Source organism: Streptomyces sp. DT224 (assembly GCF_049844595.1).
In the GTDB taxonomy this organism is placed as follows: domain Bacteria; phylum Actinomycetota; class Actinomycetes; order Streptomycetales; family Streptomycetaceae; genus Streptomyces.
In genome coordinates, this window is sequence record NZ_JBNCLI010000005.1 from 148,626 (window position 1) to 166,098 (window position 17,473).

The window sequence follows — 17,473 nt, forward strand, 5'->3', positions numbered from 1 at the left end:
GTATCCCCGGTCACAACGCACCCCCGATGAGTTCGTGCAGCCGCTCCCAGCCCCGCTCCCGCTCGAAGCCCGTGACGCCCCAGCGCAGCGCCGGAACGGTCAGCACCAGCCCGGCCGCATCCCGCTCCAGCACATGGATGTCCGCGATCCGTCTGCGCCCCGCCCGGTCCCGTACGAGGTGGACCACGACCGACAGGGCCGCCGCCAGCTGGCTGTGCAGCGCCAGCCGGTCGAGCCCTGCCGCGGTTCCCAGCGCCTCCAACCGTGCCGGAACATGCCCGGCAGCATTGGCATGGACAGTTCCGGAGCCTCCCTCATGTCCTGTGTTCAGGGCGGCCAGGAGTTCGGTCACCTCGCTTCCTCGCACTTCACCAACCACCAGCCGGTCAGGGCGCATACGCAGGGCTTGCCGCACCAGGTCCCGAAGGGTCACCCGTCCGGCGCCCTCCTGATTCGCGGGGCGCGACTCCAGCCTTACGACGTGCGGGTGGTCCGGTCGCAGCTCTGCCGAGTCCTCGGCGAGCACGATCCGCTCCCGCTCCCCCACCGCCCCCAGCAGGCTCGAGAGCAGAGTCGTCTTCCCCGCCCCCGTCCCGCCGCTGATCAGGTAGGAGACCCGCGCCTCCACCAGCGCCCTCAGCACTCGGTCGCCTCCGGGCGGCACGGTCCCGGCCTCTACCAGCTCCGCCAGCGAGAAGGCCCTGGGCCTGACCACCCGCAGCGACAGACACGTCGACCCGACCGATACCGGGGGCAGCACGGCGTGCATGCGAGTGCCGTCCGGCAGTCTCGCGTCCACCCAGGGCCTGGCGTCATCGAGTCGACGTCCCGCCACGGCCGCGAGCCGCTGGGCCAGCCTGCGGACCGCGGCCGCGTCCGCGAAGGACACCTCGGTGAGTTCGAGTCCACCACCCCGGTCCACCCAGACCCGGTCGGGTGCGGACACCAGAACGTCCGTGACATCGGGGTCGGCTAGGAGCGGCTCCAGCACCCCGGCCCCGATCAGCTCCCCTCTCAGTTCATCCGCACGGCCGAGCACCTCGGCCGTGCCGAGCAGACGTCCCTGCGCCCGCAGAGCGGCGGCTACCGCGGCCGGGGTCGGAGCAGTGCCGCTGGAGGCGAGCCGTTGCCTGACCGCGTCGAGCAGCGCCTCGGTCATGGAGTGCCCCCGGCGACCGACCTGCTGGCGCCCTCTCCCGCAAGCGCCTGTTCCCAGAAGGCGGCACAGAAACTGGCCAGTGGGCCGCGCCCGTTGCCGCCGGGTGGTTCGCCGATGTCCTGCTCGGCCGACAGGCCCCTTTCCAGCGGGACTTCGCCGGCCAGCGGCAGGCGCATGGCTCTGGCCACCCATTGCGCGTCGAGCCCTGGGGCATACGGACCCCGCGCCGCCACCCGCAGATCGTCAAGCACCATCCCGGCCATCGACGCCACCCGCTTCGCCGCCGCGACCGCGCGCAGTTCTCCGGGAACGACCACGAGCCCGAGGTCCATCTGGGCAAGAGCCTCGGCCACCGCTTCGTCCACCCGGCGCGGCAGGTCGACCACCACCACCCCGCCGAGTCTGCGCGCGGCGGCCAGCACCGCCCGCATGGCGGGTGGCGGGATCACCACCCAGTCGTCGCGGCCCCAGCTGAGCACCCGCAGCCCGTGCAGCGCGGGCAGCGACTCCTCCAGCGCACCTCCGCCGACCCGGCCTTGGGAATGGGTGAAGTCCGGCCACCGCATACCCTCCGCCCGCTCGCCGCCGAGCAGCACGTCGATGCCGCCGCCCAGCGGGTCCCCGTCGATGAGCATGGTCCGCCGGCCCGCTCTCGCCGCGGTCACCGCGAGGGCGCAGGCCAGTGTGGACGCACCCGCGCCGCCCCGGCCCCCGATCACACCGACCGTTACCGCGGGCCGGCCGACGCCTTCCGACGCATTGGCGATCTGGTCGACAAGCCAGGTCTCGGAGTCAGGCAGCCGGATCACGTACTCGGCACCGATCTCCACCGCCCGACGCCACACGTCCGGCACGTCCTGGCCCCGGCCCACGACCATGACCCCCCGCCTGCGCGCCGCTCCGCGGCACCGTGCGGCCGCGTCGTCGCCGACGAGGACCATGGGCGCCTGTTCCCACCCCTCTCGATGGTCCGGCAGCGTGTGATGCACCTCGGGTTCCGCACCGGCAGCGGCACACAGCCTCAGCAGGTCGTCGAGCAGGTCCACGTCCTCGGTCACGATCAGCGGTCCACCCCGCCGCGCGGTGACAGCCGCCCATCGGTCCTGCGCACTTGATTCAGCCACGCTCTCCCCCTCGATCACTCACCTTCGCCGCGGTTCGCGGCGTTCTCGGAGCCCCTCCGAGATCGGTGATTCCGGTACCCGTGGAGTTCACGGGTGGAATCACGGTGCAGCGCTTCCGGAAATGGTGTGGATCTTGCTCGAAATCCGTGGACAACTCAGGGGTTGTGAATAACTCCGTAGCTCATACCGGTGACTTCTCGATGCGACTCTTTCGCTACCCAGCGTCACGGCACATGCTGGAGTGAGCCAGCCTCATACGCGGCTGGCACGGAGCAGAAGGAGGAGAAATGGTCGATTCCGAGCGGCAAACCGCGTGCGGACATGCGACGACCCCCGCCGGGGGGGAGAGCGGGGGTCGTCCCCACGGCCGACTCGGGGGGGGGGAGGAGCCGGACCGGGTTAGCACGGTCGCGAACGATCCGTGACTTCCATGGTGTACCCGAGGCTCTTCTCAGGCAAACCCACGCGCCGGGGTTTACGCCGAATGGCGGGCCCTTATGCTCTGCTGTGTGGAAAACCGCTTCTTGCCGCGCACAGCCGCCTTCTTCGACCTGGACAAGACGGTCATTGCGAAGTCCTCGACGCTGACCTTCAGCAAGTCCTTCTACCACGGCGGGCTGATCAACCGCCGCGCGGTGCTGCGTACCGCGTACACACAGTTCGTGTTCCTTGCCGGGGGTGCGGATCACGACCAGATGGAGCGGATGCGCGCATATCTCTCGGCGCTCTGCAAGGGATGGAACGTGCAGCAGGTCAAGGAACTCGTGGCCGAGACGCTGCACGAACTGATCGACCCGATCATCTACGACGAAGCGGCAACCCTCATCGAGGAACACCACACCGCCGGCCGCGACGTCGTGATCGTCTCGACCTCGGGCGCCGAGGTGGTCGAGCCGATCGGTGACCTGCTCGGCGCCGACCGTGTCGTCGCCACCCGCATGGTCGTCGGTGACGACGGCTGCTACACGGGCGAGGTGGAGTACTACGCGTACGGCCCCACCAAGGCCGAAGCCATCAAGGCGCTCGCGGAATCCGAGGGATACGACCTGGCTCGCTGCTATGCGTACAGCGACTCGGCCACCGATGTCCCGATGCTGGAATCCGTCGGCCACCCCCACGCGGTCAACCCGGACCGCGCGCTTCGACGGGAGGCCACGCTCCGGGAGTGGCCGATTCTCACCTTCGACCGGCCGGTCCGCCTCAAGCAGCGCCTCTCGGCATTCTCCCTGCCGCCGCGTCCGGCGCTCATGGCCGCCGCAGCCGTGAGTGCGGCCGCGCTCACGGCGGGAGCCGTCTGGTACGCCACCCGCCGACGAGCCGGCGCGGCTTCCGCCTGACCCGATCGGCTGGACCGACTCGTCCGTAATTGAACCCAAAAGTAAAGAAGTGCGGCCAGCACTGGCCGCTGCACCGCCCCCGGGAGTACAAAGGAGTCAACGGCCCGCGAGACCAAGGACATCCGCGAGGATGACCTGAATGACGCAGCAACGGCCCCACGGACCGCGCACAAAACCCGGCACCCACGCGACGTCGACCCGTCGATTACGGGCCAGCCACACCAGGAGCGGGCAAAGACCCCGACCTGATGGGCATATACCGAGGACGCTTGGTAACCGGGCGGACGTGCCAGCGGCGGTACCGAGAGCGGTACCGCCGCAACCATGCGCGGCGCCGCACGTCAGCGACCGGACGGCGCCGTCGGCGCGCGGCGACCCGCGTTATGCGGCGCCGCGCTGCAGCGCCTCGCACACCGCTGTCGATTCCCTGGCTCCGAGTTCCGCCGAGCGTCCACAATGCCTGATCCAGACGGCCATACCCTCCGGCGTGCCGGACAGGTAGCCGTCGAAGGCGGCCTCGTAGGCCGCCCACCCCTGCTCTGCATGCCCGACTTCGACCGGGCAGATCGACTTGGGATCGAGCCCGCTTCCGACCAGCACGATGCGCTCCGCAGTCCGCGCCACCAGGCCGTTGTGCGAACCGAAGGGGCGCAGTGCCAGCAACTCTCCGTGGACGACGGCGGCGGTCACCAGAGCGGGCGCTTCACTCCCCGAAAGGATGATCCTGCTGAGACCGTCCAGTCGGCCCGCGACCTCATCCGCTTCCGGCAGCGGCGCTTCGAGCAGGGGCTCGTCCACCGGCTCCCCCGCGAGCCGGGGCCGCCCGAGGGCGTCCTCCGGGACGGCACTGCCCGCCGCCACCAGGTGAAGCCGAGCCAGGACCCGCAACGGCGACTGCCGCCAGATGGAGAGAAGCTGTCCGGCCTCCGCCGTCAAGCGAAGCGCGGCACCGACCACACGCGCCTCGTCGTCACCGCTGAAGTCGGTGCGTCGGCGCACCTCTTCGAGGTTCCAGTCTGCACCGGAAAGAGCAGCCGACCCACGTGCGCCCCGCAGAGCGGCCTCTGCGGTGACTTCGTTGCTGCGGCGGCGCATCACGCGGTGGCCGTAGACACGGTCCACCGCCTTGCGCACGGAGTCCACCGCGTCGGTCACACCCGGCAGAGCACCAAGAGCGACGAGCGGATCCGAGGAAGTCGTACTCATAAGTAGCGAGGCTACGCGCCTCCTGCCTGCCCGTCGGCCGGGAGTGGCCTTCTTCACGAAGCAAGAACGCATAGCAATCAATCGGCTACCCTAGGTGAACATGAAGATCGCTTTCGTAGGGAAGGGCGGCAGCGGAAAGACCACGCTGTCCTCGCTCTTCATCCGCCACCTCGCCGCCAATGAAGCCCACGTCGTCGCGGTGGACGCCGACATCAACCAGCACCTCGGAGCCGCGCTCGGCCTCGACGAGGACGAATCCGCAGCGCTGCCCGCGATGGGTGCCCAACTGCCACTGATCAAGGAGTACCTGCGCGGCAGCAATCCGCGCATCGCGTCGGTCGAGACGATGATCAAGACGACTCCGCCGGGCGAGGGCTCACGCCTCCTGCGCGTGCGCGAGGACAACCCGGTCTTCGACGCCTGCGCCCGTACGGTGCGGCTCGACGACGGGGACATCCGGCTGATGGCCACGGGGCCGTTCGCCGAATCGGACCTGGGCGTGGCGTGCTACCACTCGAAGGTCGGCGCGGTCGAGCTCTGCCTCAACCACCTCGTGGACGGCCCCGACGAGTATGTGGTGGTCGACATGACCGCCGGTTCGGACTCCTTCGCCTCGGGGATGTTCACCCGCTTCGACATGACGTTCCTCATCGCCGAACCGACCCGCAAGGGCGTCTCCGTCTACCGCCAGTACAAGGAGTACGCGCGGGACTTCGGCGTGGACCTCAAGGTGGTCGGGAACAAGGTGCAGGGCGAGGACGACCTGGACTTCCTGCGCTCCGAGGTGGGCGACGACCTTCTGGTGACGGTCGGCCATTCCGACTGGGTGCGAGCCATGGAGAAGGGCCGGCCGGCACGCTTCGAGTTGCTCGAGGCAGACAACCGGATGGCCCTGCAGGCCCTGCAGAACGCGGCGGAGGACTCGTACGAGCGACGTGACTGGGGCCGCTATACGCGCCAGATGGTGCATTTCCACCTAAGGAACGCGGAGAGCTGGGGTAACGAGAAGACCGGGGCCGACCTCGCCGCACAAGTCGATCCCGGCTTCGTACTGGACGAGCGCTTCATCCGCGCGGAAGCCCCGCAGCCCGCGTGAGCGACTGAACTCCAGGCAAGACGGCCACGGTGGCCCCGACGGCTGCTTCCGACGGCGCCGGGCATGTCTCCCGCCCGGCGCCACAGGGCCTAACGACCGGCCGGATTGCCCGCGGCCGCAGCTGGGATCTTCGAGGCCGGCTGTTCCCGGCCCACGCCCGCCCCGAGGAACGCCGGCCAGCCTGCCTCGGGCGCCTGGCCGACCTTCAGCGTCCGAAGCTTCGCCAGGGTCGCCGGGTCCTGGGCGTCGAGCCAGTCCGCCAGCTGCCGGAACGAGACGCAGCGCACGCCCTTCTTGGTGCAGATCGCAGCGATCGTCTGCTCGATGGCACGCATGTACGTGCCACCGTTCCAGGACTCGAAGTGGTTACCGATGATCAGTGGGGCTCGATTGCCGCCATACGCGCGGTCGAAAGCCTGGAGCAGGCCGTCACGCATCTGATCTCCCCAGTACTCGTGCTTGCCGGGGTCACCCTGCGTCGTTCCGGACTGGTTGAACATGAAGTTGTAGTCCATCGACAGCGTCTCGAAGTCGCGCCCCGGTACCGGTACCAGTTGCATGGAGAGATCCCAGACACCGTTCTTCTTCCGGGGCCACACCTGATCGTTGACACCGCTGGAGTCGTAGCGGAACCCCATGGTGCGTGCTGCTGCCACCATGTTCTGCTGCCCCTCCAAGCAGGGGGTGCGGCCGCCGACGAGCTCCTTGTCGTAGTCGAAGGGCAGCGCCTTCTCGTCCTTGAGGACCGGGTCGTTGGTCTTCCAGCCCTTCACAAATGACTTGGCCTGACCGATCTCGCTCTTCCACTCCTCGACGGACCAGGTGCCAACGCCGCCGTCCTTGCCGCAGAAGTGTCCGTTGAAGTGGGTGCCGATCTCGTTGCCGTCCTGCCAGGCCCCTCGAAGCTGAGTCAGGGTGTCGCGGATGCCCTTGGTGTCGTTGAAGCCGATGTCGGAAGCGCCGGCGTTGTGCTTGGGCGGGTCGTACTGGGTCCGTTTCCCCTCCGGCAGGAGATATACGCCGCTGAGGAAGTACGTCATCGCGGCGTTGTACTTCTTGCCCACCTCTCGGAAGTGCGAGAAGAGCCGCTGGCTGTCCTCGCCCGCCCCGTCCCACGAGAACACCACGAACTGTGGGGGCCTCTGGCCGGACGTCAGGCGCTCCACAGCCGGCTGCTTGGGCTGAACACCCGTGAAGGCGGTGGAACCATCGCCAATGGCCCGGAACACATGCTCGGGCGCAGCCTCAGCACCCTTTTTCTTCTCTCCCGCAGCACCGTTCACGGCCCCGGGGCCGGAGCGCTCCGCGCCAGGACCGTCCCCGGCGCACCCCGCCGCCCCCGCGACCAGCACGACGGCCACAACGCCCAGGCCGAATCTCTTCCTGGCGTCCATCGCCTTCTTCGCGGCGGCCATCATCCGCCCACCTCTTTCGCAGTAGCTTGCGCCGGGTGCCGACACGGCGCGGCCAAAGTCGCACGCACTGCCCAAGAACCAGCACGACAGGCCGAATGAAAAGCTGACTATTCACCGGAATGGATGGATGGATGGCCCATTTGCCCTTAATCCTGGACACCACTCTTTACTCTCCATTACGATCTGTTTACCGAGAGTTGAGATATCCCGCCGCTGCACGCCATGACCCACGGCCGCGTCATCGAGTTCCACGACCGCGCTGCCCAGGAGGAGACGGGAAATATGTCTGCCTGCGTACCCACTCGCCACGAACACTCTTCCCGCAGTTCGCGCCCCTCCCGGTCCTCGGGAGTGAAGCGCCCACACAGCCCGCCCCCGCCGCCGCGCCGCGGACGGTTCCGCATCTCGGGCGCCGATGTGTCCGCGTCCATCACTGTTTTCCTGCTCGCCATCCCCATGTCGCTCGGTCTTGCTGTGGCCATGGGAGCCCCTCTCGAGGCGGGCCTCATCTCCGCCGCAGTCGGCGGCATCGTCGCCGGGCTCCTCGGCGGCACTCCCCTACAGGTCTCCGGCCCGTCCGCCGGACTGACCGTGGTCACCGCAGAGACCATCCAGGTCTACGGCTGGCGCACCACCTGTGCCATCACGATCGGCGCGGGCCTGCTTCAGCTCGCGCTCGGCTCACTGCGAGCGGCCCGCAGCGCACTCGCTGTCAGCCCCGCCATCGTCCACGGCACGCTCGCAGGCATCGGCGTGGCCATCGCGCTCGCTCAACTCCACATCGTGCTGGGCGGTTCACCGCAGAGCTCGGCGATCTCCAACGTCCTGCATCTTCCCGATCAACTGGCACGTGTCAGTCCCGCCGCCCCGTTGATCGGCGCGCTCACCGTGGCCGTTCTCGTCCTGTGGCCACTGCTGCCCGGACGGACCGGGCGGTTGCTACGCCGGGTTCCGGCAGCCCTGGCCTCCGTGGGTCTGGCCACCGCCGTGGCCGCGTGGGCAGCACCGTCGATCGCCCGGGTGGATCTGCCCTCCTGGCGTTCGCATGCCCTGCCCGAAATGCCGCACGGGCCGGTGCTCGGTCTGGCTACTGCCGTGTTCACGATGATGCTGGTCGCCAGCCTGGAGTCGCTGCTCGCCGCTGTCGCCGTGGACAAGCTGGCCGCGGACCGCAGCCGTACGCACTCGGCGCATTCTCGTGCGAGGACCGGAACGGGTGCGAGGACCGGAGAGGTACAGGGCGACGAGACGGACGAGGCGCGCGAGAACGGCGACCGCCCGGCCACACCCGGCGCCCCCGCTACCGGAGTGATCACCGCCCACACCGGCCCGGACGGCGTCGAGCGGCCCGCTCCACCTCTGCTCAAACGCTCCGACCTCGATCGGGAGCTACGCGCTCAAGGCGTCGCCAACGCGGTATCGGGCCTGCTCGGGGGACTCGCGGTCTCCGGCGGAGCTGTGCGCAGTTCGGCGAACGTCAGGGCCGGGGCGACCGGCCGCGCGTCCACCGTGCTGCACGGCGTATGGATTCTGGTCGCATCCGGCCTGCTCGTCACCTTGCTGGAGCGCATCCCACTCGCCGCACTGGGAGCGCTGGTGATGATGGTGGGCCTCAAGATGGTGAGCCTGGCGCATATTCGCAATGTCCATAAGCACCGGGAGTTCCTGGTGTACGGCGCGACCATCGCCGGGGTGCTCGTCGTCGGCGTCCTCAAGGGCGTGGTCATCGGCATCGCCGTGGCAGTGGCCGTCGCCTTGCACCGCCTGGGCCGGACCCGGATCTCGGTGTCCGAACGGAACGGGCAACATCTCGTGGTCGTACGCGGCCAGTTGACCTTCCTGGCCGTCCCACGCCTCAGCCGGATCCTGGGGCGGCTCCCCCAGGACGCCGATGTGGTCGTGGAGCTGGACGGCTCGTTCATGGACCACGCCGCATACGAGACGATCCAGGACTGGAGCAACGCCCATACGGCCCACGGCGGCCAAGTGGCGTTCGCCGGGAGGTCGGGCGGCAGGATCGCCGAGCCCGCCGCGGCAGCGCACTCCTGCTGCCGGCCCTGGACCCCCTGGCGCAACCACCACTGCCACGACCAGCCCGAACACGCCCCTGCCACGGAGATCGGCGCGGATGCTACCGCGACCGAGGCCGTGGAGCACACGGCGAGCACCCCGGACGTGGTCCACCCGCCGAGCGCCGCACGCACAGCGGGCACGGCAGCAGCAGCCGCCGGGATCGCCACCGCCGTCAGCACGGCTCCAAGCAGTCCTACTTCCGCATCCGCCCCGCCTCACACCGGCCCCGACACCAGCACCGGCCCCGACACGCCACCCGCGCCCACCCCAGCCCTCCAGCAGCCCCCATCCACCTCGCGGCCGCAGACCACCGCGCCCGCCGCTACCCCCTCCCCTCACGCACCCTCCACCCCGCACGCGGAACGCCCCGCTCAAGTCGCCTCCGCCCAGCAGCGCGCATTCGCCCGCCGCCCCTCGCGCCCAGCCCGCGATCATCGGCTGGTCAGGGGTCTCAGCTCGTTCCAGCGCGATACGGCGCCCCTGGTCCGGGGGGAGCTGGCGCGACTCGCCCGGGAGGGCCAGCGTCCCTCGCAGCTCTTCATCACCTGCGCGGACTCGCGCCTGGTGACGAGCATGATCACGGCCAGCGGACCGGGCGACCTGTTCACCGTGCGGAACATCGGCAATCTGGTGCCACCTCCCGACGCCGAGAAGGGCGACCATTCGGTGGGAGCCGCGATCGAGTACGCGGTGGACGTGCTCGGCGTCGAGTCCATCACTGTCTGCGGCCATTCGGACTGCGGTGCCATGAACGCGCTGCTGGGCGCCGCACCGGAAGCCCCGGACACATCGCTTCGGCGCTGGCTCCGACACGGGCTCCCCAGCCTGGCCCGGGTGGCCTCAGACGACACCCCCGTCCGGCTCTCCGGGCAACTGTCGGCCGACACGGTGGAGCAGCTCTGCCTGACCAACGTCGTCCAGCAGCTCGACCATCTGCGGGCCCACCCCTCGGTGGCGCGCCGGGTCGCCGACGGCTCCCTTCAACTCCACGGCATGTACTTCCACGTCGCGGAGGCCCAGTCGTATCTTCTGGACGAGAACGCGGAGAGCGGCACGGGCGAGATCTTCGACCCGATCGCGCCGGCGTACCCGGCCGAGCCGGCCCGTACCGACGCCTGAACCGCAGGCACCCCGGATCCGTAAGGCCTAGTGATCCCGCTTCCGTATCGGAAGCACCCGCACCGGCGGTTTGCGCCACCGTGCCGCAACGGCGTGGAGGCGGGATCATGCCTCTATACACGAGACACAGGTCTAAACCAATTCCGGGCAGACACTTGTCACCCGGCCTCGGGACTGATGAGCTATGCCCCGGGACACAACGGACACCCTGGGACTGGGAGAAGTCGTGAGCAACGAGAGCCTGGCCAACCTGCTTCGGGAAGAGCGGAAGTTCGCTCCGCCTGCCGAGCTGGCCGCCAACGCCAACGTCACAGCAGAGGCGTACGAGCAGGCCGAAGCGGACCGGCTGGGCTTCTGGGCCGAGCAGGCCCGCCGCCTGACCTGGGCCACCGAGCCGACGGAGACCCTCGACTGGAGCAACCCGCCCTTCGCGAAGTGGTTCGCAGACGGCGAGCTCAACGTCGCGTACAACTGCGTCGACCGTCACGTCGAGGCGGGCAACGGTGACCGGGTCGCCATCCACTTCGAGGGCGAGCCCGGCGACAGCCGCGCCATCACCTACGCGGAGCTGAAGGACGAGGTCTCCCGCGCCGCCAACGCCCTCACCGAGCTCGGTGTCGGCAAGGGTGACCGGGTCGCCGTCTACCTCCCGATGATCCCCGAGGCCGCCGTCGCGATGCTGGCCTGCGCCCGCATCGGCGCCGCGCACTCGGTCGTCTTCGGCGGCTTCTCCGCCGACGCCATCGCCGCCCGCATCGAGGACGCGGACGCGAAGGTCGTCATCACGGCGGACGGCGGCTACCGCCGCGGCAAGCCCTCCGCGCTCAAGCCCGCGGTCGACGACGCCGTCTCCCGCATCGCCAGCGTGGAGCACGTCCTGGTGGTCCGCCGTACGGGCCAGGACACCGCGTGGACCGAGGGCCGCGACGTCTGGTGGCACGAGATCACGGGCCGCCAGTCCGCCGAGCACACACCCGAGGCGTTCGAGGCGGAGCAGCCGCTGTTCATCCTGTACACGTCGGGCACCACCGGGAAGCCCAAGGGCATCCTGCACACCTCCGGGGGCTACCTCACCCAGGCGGCGTACACCCACCACGCGGTCTTCGACCTCAAGCCGGAGACCGACGTCTACTGGTGCACCGCCGACATCGGCTGGGTGACCGGGCACTCGTACATCGTCTACGGACCCCTGGCCAACGGCGCCACACAGGTGATGTACGAGGGCACGCCCGACACCCCGCATCAGGGGCGCTTCTGGGAGATCGTCCAGAAGTACGGGGTCACGATTCTCTACACCGCGCCGACCGCGATCCGCACGTTCATGAAGTGGGGGGACGACATCCCCGCCAAGTTCGACCTGTCGTCCCTGCGCGTCCTCGGCTCGGTCGGTGAGCCGATCAACCCCGAGGCCTGGGTCTGGTACCGCAAGCACATCGGTGCCGACAAGTGCCCGATCGTGGACACCTGGTGGCAGACCGAGACCGGCACGATGATGATCTCGCCGTTGCCCGGCGTCACCGAGACCAAGCCGGGGAGCGCCCAGCGCGCCCTGCCGGGCATCTCCGCGACCGTCGTGGACGACGAGGCCAACGAGGTCCCGAATGGCGGAGGCGGCTACCTGGTCCTCACCGAGCCGTGGCCGTCGATGCTCCGCACCATCTGGCGCGACGACCAGCGCTTTCTCGACACCTACTGGTCGCGCTTCGAGGGCAAGTACTTCGCCGGCGACGGTGCCAAGAAGGACGAGGACGGCGACATCTGGCTGCTGGGCCGGGTGGACGACGTCATGCTGGTGTCCGGGCACAACATCTCGACCACCGAGGTCGAGTCGGCGCTCGTCTCGCACCCGTCGGTCGCCGAGGCCGCCGTGGTCGGCGCCGCCGACGAGACGACCGGCCAGGCCATCGTCGCCTTCGTCATCCTGCGGGGCACCGCGACCGCCTCCGACGAGCTGGTGGCGGAGCTGCGCAACCACGTCGGGGCGACGCTCGGACCGATCGCCAAGCCGAAGCGCATCATGCCGGTGGCCGAGCTGCCGAAGACCCGTTCCGGCAAGATCATGCGCCGTCTGCTGCGCGACGTGGCGGAGAACAGGGCCCTGGGCGATGTCACGACCCTGACCGACTCCTCGGTCATGGACCTGATCCAGAGCCAGCTGCCGTCGGCCTCCTCCGAGGACTGAAACACCGACACACGACCCGAAGGGCACCCGGCAACGCGCCGGGTGCCCTTCGCGCCCTTACGGTGAGATCACCGCTCCCAAGCACCCTTACCGCCGCGCCCCGCGGGTACAGTGGCAGCTGATCGACAACAAGACAGGAAAATCTCCACAGGGGTGCCGGGAAGTCTGGTCGGCAAGTGCATCAGCCATGCCATCGCTGCCGTACCGACCCGGAGGTCTCCCCCCGTGGCCACACCCACCCCCGCGCCCCCCGGCCCGCGCCGCACCTTCCTGGGGCGGCTGCCGCTCCCCGAGCGCAACTACGTCGCCGATGCCCTGCGTACGGAGACCGTCGGGGGCATCATCCTGCTGGTCGCCGCCGTGGCCGCGTTGGTATGGGCCAACACCGCGGGTTCGAGCTACTCGGCCGTCAGCCATTTCCACATCGGGCCCGAGACCCTCGGACTGCACCTCTCCGTGGAACACTGGGCCGCCGACGGGCTGCTCGCGATCTTCTTCTTCGTCGCGGGCGTCGAACTCAAACGCGAACTCGTAGCGGGAGAACTGCGCGATCCGAAGGCCGCGGCGCTCCCCGTGGCCGCCGCGCTCTGCGGCATGGCGGTACCGGCGGTCGTCTACACCCTGGTGAACGTGTTCGGCGACGGCTCGAAGGACGGCTGGGCGGTCCCCACGGCCACGGACATCGCCTTCGCGCTCGCCGTTCTCGCCGTCATCGGCGCCTCGCTGCCCTCCGCGCTCCGGGCCTTCCTGCTGACGCTCGCCGTCGTGGACGACCTCTTCGCGATCCTCGTCATCGCCATCTTCTTCACCGACGACATCGACTTCCTCGCGCTCGGCGGTGCCTTCCTCGGCCTGGGCCTGTTCTATCTGCTGCTCCGCCTCGGCGTGCGCGGCTGGTACGTCTACGTGCCGCTCGCCCTGGTCATCTGGGGGCTGATGTACAACAGCGGCATCCACGCCACCATCGCCGGCGTCGCCATGGGACTGATGCTGCGCTGCACCCGCCGTGAGGGCGAGGAACACTCCCCCGGTGAGCGCATCGAGCACCTGGTGCACCCTCTGTCGGCGGGCTTCGCCGTGCCGGTCTTCGCACTCTTCTCCGCCGGGGTCTCCCTGTCCGGCGGCGCGGTGGCCTCCGTGTTCAACCGACCGGAGACCCTCGGCGTCGTCCTGGGCCTGGTCGCCGGCAAGACCATCGGCGTCTTCGGCGGTACGTGGCTGACCACCCGGCTCACCAGGGCCGAGCTGAACAAGGACCTGGCCTGGGCGGACGTCTTCGCGATCGCCACCCTCGCCGGCATCGGCTTCACCGTGTCGCTGCTGATCGGAGAGCTCGCGTTCGCCGGTGACGACGACATGATCAACGAGATCAAGGCGTCGGTTCTGCTCGGCTCCCTCATCGCCGCCGTACTCTCCGGTGTACTGCTCAAACTCAGGGTACGCAGATACAGGGCACTGACCGACGCCGAGGAACTCGACGAGGACGGTTCCGGAGTGCCGGACGTCTATGAGCAGGACGATCCGGCGTATCACCTGAGGATGGCCGCGATCCACGAGGAGAAGGCGGCCGAGCACCGCCGCCTTGCCCGACTGGCGAGGGCAGCGAGCGACAGGCCGGACAGTCCGGCATGATCTGACATCGGACGTGTTGAACAGGAGAGGGAGTCAGGGATGAGCGACCCCGGCAATTACGCGGGCAGCGCCGACCGCAGTCTCGGCCAGCTGGTCGCGTCGGCGACAGCCGAACTGTCGGCGCTGGTGCACGACGAAATCGCCCTGGCCAAGGCCGAGGTGCGGCAGGACGTCAAGCGCGGCGTCATCGGCAGTGTGGCGTTCATCGTCACGGGCGTGCTGATCCTGTTCGCGATCCCGGTGCTGAGCTTCGCGGCCGCGTACGGCATCCACAACCTGGGACTGGGCCTCGCCTGGTCGTTCCTGATCGTGGGCGGCGCGTTCATCCTGTTGGGCGTTCTGCTCGCGCTCTTCGGCTACGCGAAGATCAAGAAGGTCAAGCCGCCGGAGAAGTCGATCGCGTCCGCCAAGCAGACCGCCGCCGTCCTTCAGGGCGTCAAGCCGCACCCGCGCCCCGAGACCTCGGCGGACGCGTTCCTCCCGGTGGGCGGAAGCACCCGCTCCGACCGGGCCATCGAAAGCGCACCGGTCCAGGACAAGGCGTCGGCTGTGGCACGCTCATCCACATGAGCGCTCCCGCACCGCCCGCCCCGGCCGGCGGCCCCGTCCGCATCGACGGCCCCTGGACCCACCGGGACGTCGCGGCGAACGGCGCCCGCTTCCACATCGCCGAAATGGGTGAGGGTCCGCTGGTCCTCCTCCTGCACGGCTTCCCGCAGTTCTGGTGGACCTGGCGCCACCAGCTGCCCGCGCTCGCCGAGGCGGGCTTCCGGGCCGTGGCGATGGACCTGCGCGGGGTGGGCGGCAGCGACCGCACCCCCCGCGGTTACGACCCCGCCAACCTGGCGCTCGACATCACGGGCGTGGTCAGGTCCCTCGGCGAGCCGGACGCCGCCCTCGTCGGCCATGACATGGGCGGCTACCTGGCCTGGACGGCCGCCGTGATGCGCCCCAAGCTGGTGCGCCGGCTGGTCGTCTCCTCGATGCCCCACCCACGGCGGTGGCGCTCCTCGATGCTCTCCGACTTCGCGCAGTCCCGGGCCGGCTCGTACATCTGGGGCTTCCAGCGGCCCTGGGTGCCGGAGCGTCAGCTCGTGGCCGACGACGGTGCCTTGGTGGGGCGGCTGATCAGTGACTGGGCCGGGCCGGGCAGAACGGAGTTCCCGGGCGAGGCGACGCTGGGCGTCTATCGGCGGGCCATGACGATTCCCTCGACGGCTCACTGCTCGATCGAGCCGTACCGCTGGATGGTGCGCTCGCTGGCTCGTCCGGACGGCATCCAGTTCAACCGGCGCATGAAGCGGCCCGTTCGGGTGCCGACTCTGCACCTTCACGGCTCACTCGATCCGGCGGTCCGCACCCGCAGCTCGGCCGGGTCCGGCGAGTATGTAGAGGCGCCCTACCGGTGGCGACTTTTCGACGGTCTGGGTCACTTCCCCCACGAGGAGGACCCGGCGGGGTTCTCGGCCGAACTCATCAACTGGCTCAAGGATTCCGAGCCGGATCGCTAGCCGTTCCGGCACACATGCCCGACGAACAGCCACGTGCCCGGCGCATAAGCCAATTGGCTGACGGATAGGCGGTTACGGACCATGAGGCACGGGCAGACGTCCGGGTATGGGCTGGACGCACGACTTCGGTGACGCAGCACGCAACCGTCGCTCGACCGCCACGGCGGTTCCGGGCATTCATGAGGGGGACGGCCTTCAGGGCCGGGTGCACGCTTTGCACGTCATGCATGATCCTCGGCTCGGCATCTCACGCATCCTCCGCCGCAGGGCCCGCTGGGTCTCGGCGCGGCTGCGCCATCCCCGTAACTGACGCGCCGGCGGTGGCGCACCGGCCGCCCGGAGAACTTCAGAGCGCGCATCCCTGGCTGTCGACCTGCTGGTTGGCGGTACGGCCCTGCGTGATGTCATCGCGGATCTCGTCCGCCGTCAGCGCGTAGCCCGTGTCCGGGTCGTCGAGCGACTTCGCGAACACGACCCCGTACACCTTGCCTTCGGGGGTCAGCAGCGGGCCGCCTGAGTTGCCCTGGCGGACCGTGGTGTAGAGCGAGTACACATCACGGCGGACCGTTCCCCGGTGGTAGATGTCGGGGCCGTTGGCATCGATGCGGGCACGGACGCGCGCGGAGCGCACGTCGTACGAGCCGTTCTCCGGGAAGCCCGCGACGATGGCGCTGTCGCCCGTCTCCGCGTCGCTGTCGGGGCCGGTGAACCGCAAGGGCTTCACGTCGAGGTCCGGGACGTCGAGTACGGCGATGTCGCGCTGCCAGTCGTAGAGGACGACCTTCGCGTCGTACAGGCGGCCCTGGCCGCCGATCTGCACGGTCGGCTCGTCGACTCCGCCGACGACGTGGGCGTTGGTCATCACCCGGCGGTCGGAGAACACGAACCCGGTGCCTTCGAGGACCTTGCCGCAACTCGGGGCCGTACCCACGACCTTCACGATGGACTGCTTGGCGCGCGCGGCGACGGGGCTGCCGACGAGCGCCGGGTCGGGGGCCCTGACCTCGGTGATGGGTTCGTTGGCGAACGGGCTGAAGACCTGGGGGAAGCCGTTCTGCGCGAGGACCGAGGAGAAGTCCGTGAACCAGGTGGACGCCTGGGGCGGCATCACCCGGGAGACGCCCAGCAGGACCGAGGAGCTGCGGACCTCCTTGCCCAGCGTCGGCAGCGAGGTGCCCGCCAGGGCCGAGCCGATCAGCCAGGCGACGAGCAGCATCGCCACCACGTTGACGAGGGCGCCGCCGGTCGCGTCCAACGCGCGCGCGGGCGACCACGTGATGTGCCGGCGGAGTTTGTTTCCCAGATGGGTGGTGAACGCCTGGCCGACCGACGCGCACACGATCACGATGACGACCGCGACGACGGCCGCGGTGGAGGAGACCTCCGAACCGTCCGTCATCTGGTCCCACAGGACCGGCAGGAGGTAGACGGCGACGAGACCGCCGCCCAGGAACCCGATCACCGACAGGATGCCGACGACGAACCCCTGGCGGTAGCCGATGACCGCGAACCACACGGCCCCGGCCAGCAGCAGGATGTCCAGCACGTTCACCGTCTATAGCCTCGCAGATTCGTCACCGGGCCCGTACGTACGTCTCCGTGGTCCGGGCGGTCCCGGA

The 17,473-nt window shown here is 69.3% G+C and carries 13 protein-coding genes; 8 read left to right on the plus strand and 5 right to left on the minus strand.

The features are described from left to right. Nucleotides 1-10: 10 nt before the first annotated feature. Both ACLQ2N_RS13815 and ssd read right to left on the minus strand, forming a co-directional pair. Nucleotides 11-1,159 carry a TadA family conjugal transfer-associated ATPase gene (locus ACLQ2N_RS13815; protein ID WP_425812600.1) on the minus strand — a complete coding sequence of 383 codons (1,149 nt, stop codon included), beginning with the start codon at nt 1,157-1,159 and terminating at the stop codon, nt 11-13. Further along, a complete protein-coding gene (ssd, locus tag ACLQ2N_RS13820) occupies nt 1,156-2,217 on the minus strand; it encodes a septum site-determining protein Ssd (RefSeq protein ID WP_425813211.1) in 1,062 nt (353 codons plus the stop codon). Before ssd ends, ACLQ2N_RS13815 begins: the two co-directional genes overlap by 4 nt. Nucleotides 2,218-2,780: 563 nt before the next feature. Between ssd and ACLQ2N_RS13825 the strand changes: the two genes are divergently transcribed. Then, nucleotides 2,781-3,620 carry an HAD family hydrolase gene (locus ACLQ2N_RS13825; RefSeq protein WP_425812602.1) on the plus strand — a complete coding sequence of 280 codons (840 nt, stop codon included), beginning with the start codon at nt 2,781-2,783 and terminating at the stop codon, nt 3,618-3,620. A 381-nt stretch (nt 3,621-4,001) separates the two neighbouring features. Here the strand turns inward: ACLQ2N_RS13825 and ACLQ2N_RS13830 are convergent, their stop codons facing one another. After that, a complete protein-coding gene (locus ACLQ2N_RS13830; RefSeq protein ID WP_425812604.1) occupies nt 4,002-4,826 on the minus strand; it encodes an oxidoreductase in 825 nt (274 codons plus the stop codon). 100 nt (nt 4,827-4,926) lie between these two features. Between ACLQ2N_RS13830 and ACLQ2N_RS13835 the strand changes: the two genes are divergently transcribed. Beyond that, complete coding sequence (locus ACLQ2N_RS13835; RefSeq protein WP_425812606.1) at nt 4,927-5,922, plus strand: ATP-binding protein; 996 nt, start codon at nt 4,927-4,929, stop codon at nt 5,920-5,922. Nucleotides 5,923-6,011: 89 nt separating this feature from the next. On the opposite strand, the gene ACLQ2N_RS13840 is transcribed toward ACLQ2N_RS13835, so the two are convergent. After that, on the minus strand, nt 6,012-7,340 hold the full coding sequence (locus ACLQ2N_RS13840) for a hypothetical protein (protein WP_425812608.1): 1,329 nt from the start codon (nt 7,338-7,340) through the stop codon (nt 6,012-6,014). Between the two features lie 414 nt (nt 7,341-7,754). On the opposite strand from ACLQ2N_RS13840, the gene ACLQ2N_RS13845 reads away from it, so the two are divergent. From ACLQ2N_RS13845 to ACLQ2N_RS13870, 6 genes are all read left to right on the plus strand, one after another. Then, the gene (locus tag ACLQ2N_RS13845) at nt 7,755-10,529 is read left to right on the plus strand and encodes a SulP family inorganic anion transporter (protein WP_425812610.1); all 2,775 of its coding nucleotides are present in this window, start codon (nt 7,755-7,757) and stop codon (nt 10,527-10,529) included. Nucleotides 10,530-10,713: 184 nt separating this feature from the next. Then, nucleotides 10,714-12,711: an acetate--CoA ligase gene (gene acs, locus ACLQ2N_RS13850; RefSeq protein WP_425812612.1), complete on the plus strand. Its 1,998-nt coding sequence runs from the start codon at nt 10,714-10,716 to the stop codon at nt 12,709-12,711. A gap of 225 nt (nt 12,712-12,936) precedes the next feature. Next, a complete protein-coding gene (gene nhaA / locus ACLQ2N_RS13855) occupies nt 12,937-14,343 on the plus strand; it encodes a Na+/H+ antiporter NhaA (protein WP_425812614.1) in 1,407 nt (468 codons plus the stop codon). A 39-nt stretch (nt 14,344-14,382) separates the two neighbouring features. Beyond that, complete coding sequence (locus ACLQ2N_RS13860) at nt 14,383-14,913, plus strand: phage holin family protein (protein ID WP_425812616.1); 531 nt, start codon at nt 14,383-14,385, stop codon at nt 14,911-14,913. Continuing rightward, a complete protein-coding gene (locus tag ACLQ2N_RS13865; RefSeq protein WP_425812618.1) occupies nt 14,910-15,854 on the plus strand; it encodes an alpha/beta fold hydrolase in 945 nt (314 codons plus the stop codon). Before ACLQ2N_RS13860 ends, ACLQ2N_RS13865 begins: the two co-directional genes overlap by 4 nt. Nucleotides 15,855-15,960: 106 nt before the next feature. Then, on the plus strand, nt 15,961-16,164 hold the full coding sequence (locus tag ACLQ2N_RS13870; RefSeq protein WP_073966437.1) for a hypothetical protein: 204 nt from the start codon (nt 15,961-15,963) through the stop codon (nt 16,162-16,164). A gap of 36 nt (nt 16,165-16,200) precedes the next feature. Here ACLQ2N_RS13870 and ACLQ2N_RS13875 read toward each other — a convergent pair whose 3' ends face one another. Beyond that, nucleotides 16,201-17,406, minus strand: coding sequence for a MarP family serine protease (locus tag ACLQ2N_RS13875; protein ID WP_425812620.1), 1,206 nt, complete (start codon nt 17,404-17,406; stop codon nt 16,201-16,203). Nucleotides 17,407-17,473 lie beyond the last annotated feature (67 nt).